The following is a 5,776-nucleotide window of genomic DNA, read 5'->3' as shown; positions in this document are numbered from 1 at the left end:
CGCGCTCGTCCGCACCGCCCTCGACACCTTCGGACGCCTCGACACGCTCGTGAACAACGCGGGCGCCGTCCGTGACCGAATGTTCGTCACCATGTCCGCGGACGAGTGGGATGCCTCGGTCAGGATCAACATGCGTGGGCACTTCTGCCCCGCCCGGCACGCGGCCGCGTACTGGCGCGACGAGGCGAAGGCCGGCCGGCCGGCCGATGCGCGAATCGTTAACACCAGCTCGGGCGCCGGCCTGATGGGCAGCGTCGGGCAGGCGAACTACGGCGCGGCCAAGGCGGCGATCGCCGCACTGACCCTGATCCAGGCCGCCGAGCTCGGACGCTATGGCATCACCGCCAATGCCATCGCCCCTTCGGCCCGCACCCGCATGACCGAGGCGGTCTTCGCCGACATGATGGCCGAGGTGCAGGGCGGCTTCGACGCGATGGCGCCGGAGAACATCGCCCCGCTCGTCGTCTGGCTGGGCAGCAACGAGTCCGCCGACGTGACCGGGCGCGTGTTCGAGGTCGAAGGCGGCCGGATCTCCGTCGCCGACGGATGGCAGCACGGGACACCGATCGACCGCGGGCAGCGATGGGACCCGGTCGAGGTCGGTCCGGCTGTGCGGGAGCTGCTCCAGCAGGCCCCGGCGCCGGCGCCGGTATATGGGGCCGGCTGAGCCGAGCGCCGTGCCGTTTGGTGATCGGCCGCGCTGGGGAGGCTCATCCCCACCATGGCGCGCGAAACCACGACCGACAAGCACCCCCCGCCGCTCGCGACTCCGGCCGCCGGCCCCGCCCTGATCGCCGGGCGCTACGAGCTGCGCGGTGTGCTCGGGCGCGGGAGCATGGGCACGGTCCACGCGGGGCGCGACGTCGTCCTCGACCGTCGGGTGGCCGTCAAGCTCTTCCCCTCGGCCTCGGCCGATCCGCAGCAGGCCGCGCGGTACGAGCAGGAGGCCCGGCTGCTGGCCCGGCTGAGCCACCCGAATCTGGTCATGGTGTTCGACGCCGGCGTCGACGCCTCGATGCACGACGACCCCAAGCCGTATCTGGTGATGGAACTGGTCGACGGCCAAACGCTGGCCACCCGGATCGCGAAGGGACCCCTGCCGCCCAGCGAGGTCGCCGGGATCGCGTCGCAGCTGTCGACGGCGCTGAGTTACATCCACCGTCGCGGCATCATCCATCGCGACATCAAGCCGGCCAACATCCTGCTGGCGGCACCGGACGAGCCGGGCACGTCCGAGACGGCCAAGCTGACCGACTTCGGCATCGCCCGCCTCATCGACGGCGCCCGGATGACGATGACCGGCCTCACCGTGGGCACCGCCAACTACCTCAGCCCCGAGCAGCTGGGCGTCGGCGAGGTGGGGCCACCCAGCGACGTGTACGCGCTCGGCCTGGTCCTGTTGGAGGGTTTGACCGGGACGGTCGCGTACCCGGGCCACGGCGTCGAGGCGGCCGTGACCCGGTTGCACCGGCCGCCGGCCATTCCGACCTCTGTCCCCGACGGTTGGACGCGGCTGCTGCAGGCGATGATCGACACGGATCCGGCGGCTCGCCCCACCGCTGCCGATGTCGGCGTCGCCGTGACCGGCCTCGCGCAGGCACCGCTACCGGCGTCATCTCCCGCGCCCGACCGACCGGTGACCGCCGACGCGGCGACGACCGCGTTTCCGGCCGCATCGGCGTTCCCGGAGGAGATGCCGGCGCCGCGCGGAGCGCCGGTGGAGCAGCACGCGTCGACGACTCAGCTCCTGCCGATCCCGCGCAGCGCCGCCCGCGCTCGGCGCCGGCCCCGGCGCCGGTGGCCGCTGATTGCGGCCGCAGCGACGGCCGCGGTGCTGGCGGTCCTGATCGCCGTCGTCGCGAGTTCCGGCGGCGGGAGGGGCGGACCGGCTACGCCGAGCTATCCGGCGGTGCCGGGTCAGCTGGGCAGTCACCTGCACCAGTTGCAGCAGGAGGTCACCCCGTGAGGTCGCGCGCCGTCGCGCTGCTGTGCGCCGCCGCGCTCGCGACCGGTTGCTCGTCCAAAGGATCGGACTCCGCGCTGTCCGATTCGGCCGCGGCGACGCTGCACTCCGATGTGCTGGCCCTGACGCGCGCCGCAGCCGCGCGCAACTGGTCCGCGGCCGACGGCGCGCTCACCGAACTGCGCAGCGACCTGACCGCGGCTCGGGCACTGGGAACCGTGAGCGACGCCCGTGCCGCCGCGATCGAGGCGACGATCAGGTCGGTCGCCGCCGATCTGGCCCTCAGGTCGGGCCGGACCGCGACGCCGCCGTCGACACCCTCGTCGTCCACGGCGTCGAGCCCGGGGCCGTCAGCTACCCGTACGACGGCGAACCAGCCGGCGCCGGCGCCGCCCGGCCCCGGCGGCAGCAAGGACGACAAGGGACCGGGCAAGAAGCACAAGCACTGACGGAAATCCGGTCAGCTTCGTCGGACGCCGGCGCTACCGTCGCCGGCATGGCTGTCATCTCGCCCGAACCGTCGCGCCCCACGATGCCCGACGGGTACGGCATACCGATCACGACCGAGGGCCTGCTGAGCTGGGACGAGGTGGACGAGCGGCTGCGGGCGGCGAAGCACTACTGGCTGGCGACCGTGCGGCCGGACGGCACACCGCACTCCGTTCCGCGCTGGGGTGTCTGGGTCGACGGGCGCTTTTATTACGACGGCGCGCCCACCACGCGGCACGTCCGCAACCTCGAGAAGAACCCGGCATGCACGCTCACGCTCGAGAGCGGAACCGAAGTGGTGATCGTCGAGGGTGTGTCGACCGCGACCAGCGCCGACCCGGCCGGCCTTGGGGCCACGCTCGCGGCAGCGTTCGAGAAGTACGCCCCGGACTATGCGCCGACGGCCGACTCGTGGTCCGACGAGGGTGGCGGCTTGCGCGTCATCACGCCGCGCCGCGCGCTCGCCTGGTTCGCCTTCCCGACCGACTGCACCCGCTTCGTCTTCTGACCGACGTCGCCTGACGGTGCGACCGGCCGGTCAGCGCATCGGCACCGCGGTCGGCGCAATCGGTACCGGCAGGGTCGTGCCGCCCTCGAGGAACTCGTCGACGCCGGCCGCCGCCGCGCGACCTTCGGCGATCGCCCACACGATCAGCGACTGACCGCGGCCCATGTCGCCGGCGACGAACACGCCCGGCGCGCTGGTCTCGAATCGCTTGTTGCGCGCCACGTTGCCGCGGGCGTCGAGCTCGACGCCGAGATCGGCGAGCAGGCCGGCCTTCTCGGGGCCGACGAAGCCCATGGCCAGCAGCACCAGGTCGGCATCGAGCTCGAAGTCCGACCCCTCGACCTTCTCGAACGTCCGGCCGTTGAGCACGACCTCGTGGGCAGCCAGCCGTTCGACCACCCCGTCCGTCCCGATGAACTGCTCGGTGTTGACGGCGAACACGCGCTTACCGCCCTCTTCGTGCGCGGACGTGACGCGGTACATGAGCGGGTAGGTGGGCCACGGCGTCGACTGGTCCCTGACCTCGGGCGGCCGCGGCATGATCTCGAACTGGTGGACGCTGGCCGCGCCCTGGCGGTGGGCGGTGCCGAGGCAGTCGGCCCCGGTGTCGCCGCCGCCGATGATGACGACCTTCTTGCCGGCCGCCGAGATCGGTGCCTCGTCGAGGTCACCGAGCTGGACCCGGTTGGCCCACGGGAGGTACTCCATCGCCTGGTGGATCCCGCGCAGGTCCCGTCCGGGGATCGGCAGGTCGCGCGCGTCGGTGGCGCCGCCGGCGAGGACGACCGCGTCGAACTCGGTGCGCAACTGGTCGGCGGTGATGTCGACGCCGACATTCACGCCGGCCTTGAAGATCGTTCCTTCCGCGGCCATCTGCTCGAGCCGCCGATCGACGTGCCGCTTCTCCATCTTGAACTCGGGGATGCCGTAGCGCAGCAGGCCGCCGATCCGGTCGTCGCGTTCGAACACCACGACATCGTGGCCCGCCCGGGTGAGCTGCTGCGCGGCGGCGAGGCCGGCCGGACCGGATCCAACGACGGCAACGCGCTTGCCCGTTTGCACCTCAGGGGGCACGGGCACGACCCAGCCCTCGTCGAAGGCGCGGTCGATGATCTCGACCTCGACCTGCTTGATGGTGACCGGGTCCTGGCTGATGCCCAGCACGCAGGCGGCCTCGCACGGCGCCGGGCACAGGCGGCCGGTGAACTCCGGAAAGTTGTTCGTCGCGTGCAGCTGGATGATCGCGTCGTGCCAGCGTCCGCGGTAGACGAGGTCGTTCCAGTCGGGGATCAGGTTGCCCAGCGGGCAGCCGTTGTGGCAGAACGGCACGCCGCACTCCATGCAGCGCGCGCCCTGCGCCGACAGCTCGTCGTCGGAGCGGCGGATCATGAACTCCTTGAAGTCCTTCGCGCGCTCCAGCGGGTCGCGCTGCGGAATCCCGACGCGCTCGATCTTCAGAAATGCTCCGAGCTCACCCACGCTGCTAGATCACCTTCTTCACACCGGGGGCGCCGGCGGTGGTCGCCGCTGCCGACGCACCGTTGGAGCTCGGGCCGGCACCGTTGGACGCCGCGTCCTCGGCCGCGGCGCGCTCGGCGAGCACGCGCTTGTAGTCGGTCGGGTAGACCTTCACGAAGCGCGGTCGCAGCTCGTCGAACTCGTCGAGCACGCGCCCGGCGACCGGCGAGCCGGTGCGCTCGAGGTGCTCGGCGATCAGCGCGCGGACCTCGATCACGTCGCCGTCGTCGAGCGGCTCGATCTGGTTGACCATCTCGGGGTTGCAGCGCGCGGCGAGCGTGCCGTCCTCGTCGAGGATGAACGCCAGGCCGCCGCTCATGCCGGCGGCGAAGTTGCGCCCGGTCGGGCCGAGCACGACGACACGGCCGCCGGTCATGTACTCGCAGCCGTGGTCGCCGACGCCTTCGATGACGGCGCTCGCGCCGGAGTTGCGCACGGCGAAGCGCTCGCCGGCGAGCCCGCGAAAGAACGCCTTGCCGCTCGTCGCGCCGTAGAGGACGGTGTTGCCGATCAGGACGTTCTCCTCGGCGACGTACGTGACGCCGTCCGGCGGCATGACCGCGACGGTGCCGCCGGACAGCCCCTTGCAGGCGTAGTCGTTGGTGTCGCCGTGCAGGGTGAACGTCACGCCGTAGGCGAGCCAGCCGCCGAAGGACTGCCCCGCGGAGCCGCGGAACTCGACGTCGATCGAGCCCTCCGGGAGGCCCTTCTCGCCATGACGTTCGGCGATCGTGCTCGACAGGATCCCGCCAACGCAGCGGTTGACATTGCGGATCGGGCGCTCCAGCCTGATCGCCTCACCCTGCTCGATCGCGCCGCGCGACGCCTCGACGAGCTCCCAGTCCAGCGCGTCGTCGAGCACCGGCTCCTGGTCGCGCACGCGGCGCAGCGGCGTGCCCTCGGGCAGCTTGACCTGCGCGAGGATGTTCGACAGGTCGACGCCGCGCGCCTTCCAGTGCTCGATCGCGTGATCGGCGACGAGCAGGTCGCTGCGGCCGATCAGGTCGTCGACCGAGCGGATGCCGAGCGAGGCCATGATCTCGCGGACCTCCTCGGCGACGAAGAAGAAGTAGTTGACGATGTGCTCGGGCGTGCCCGTGAAGCGCTTGCGCAGCTCGGGGTCCTGCGTGGCGATGCCGACCGGGCAGGTGTTGAGATGGCAGGCGCGCATCATGATGCAGCCCGCCGCGATCAGCGGGGCCGTCGAGAAGCCCATCTCGTCGGCGCCGAGCATCGCCGCGATGACGACGTCGCGGCCGGTCTTCAGCTGGCCGTCGGTCTGGACGATGATGCGCGAG

At 71.7% G+C, this 5,776-nt stretch carries 6 protein-coding genes; 4 read left to right on the top strand and 2 right to left on the bottom strand.

The features are described from left to right. The 4 genes from ABR571_RS15455 to ABR571_RS15440 all read left to right on the top strand — a co-directional run. The coding region (locus ABR571_RS15455) for an SDR family oxidoreductase (RefSeq protein ID WP_409454099.1) at positions 1-667 on the top strand (667 nt) is incomplete at its 5' end. 54 nt (positions 668-721) lie between these two features. Then, complete coding sequence (locus tag ABR571_RS15450) at positions 722-1,966, top strand: protein kinase domain-containing protein (RefSeq protein WP_409454098.1); 1,245 nt, start codon at positions 722-724, stop codon at positions 1,964-1,966. Then, entirely contained in the window at positions 1,963-2,412 is a 450-nt protein-coding gene (locus tag ABR571_RS15445; RefSeq protein ID WP_409454097.1) for a hypothetical protein, read from the top strand. The genes ABR571_RS15450 and ABR571_RS15445 overlap by 4 nt, the downstream gene beginning before the upstream one ends. A gap of 47 nt (positions 2,413-2,459) precedes the next feature. Then, positions 2,460-2,960: a pyridoxamine 5'-phosphate oxidase family protein gene (locus ABR571_RS15440; protein ID WP_409454096.1), complete on the top strand. Its 501-nt coding sequence runs from the start codon at positions 2,460-2,462 to the stop codon at positions 2,958-2,960. 30 nt (positions 2,961-2,990) lie between these two features. Here the strand turns inward: ABR571_RS15440 and ABR571_RS15435 are convergent, their stop codons facing one another. Continuing rightward, on the bottom strand, positions 2,991-4,439 hold the full coding sequence (locus ABR571_RS15435; protein WP_409454095.1) for a glutamate synthase subunit beta: 1,449 nt from the start codon (positions 4,437-4,439) through the stop codon (positions 2,991-2,993). A gap of 4 nt (positions 4,440-4,443) precedes the next feature. Next, the coding region (locus ABR571_RS15430; protein WP_409454094.1) for a glutamate synthase-related protein at positions 4,444-5,776 on the bottom strand (1,333 nt) is incomplete at its 5' end.

Origin of the sequence: Jatrophihabitans sp. (genome assembly GCF_046262535.1) — a bacterium.
Lineage (GTDB): Bacteria > Actinomycetota > Actinomycetes > Mycobacteriales > Jatrophihabitantaceae > Jatrophihabitans.
This window is presented reverse-complemented; position numbering and strand designations above follow the sequence as displayed.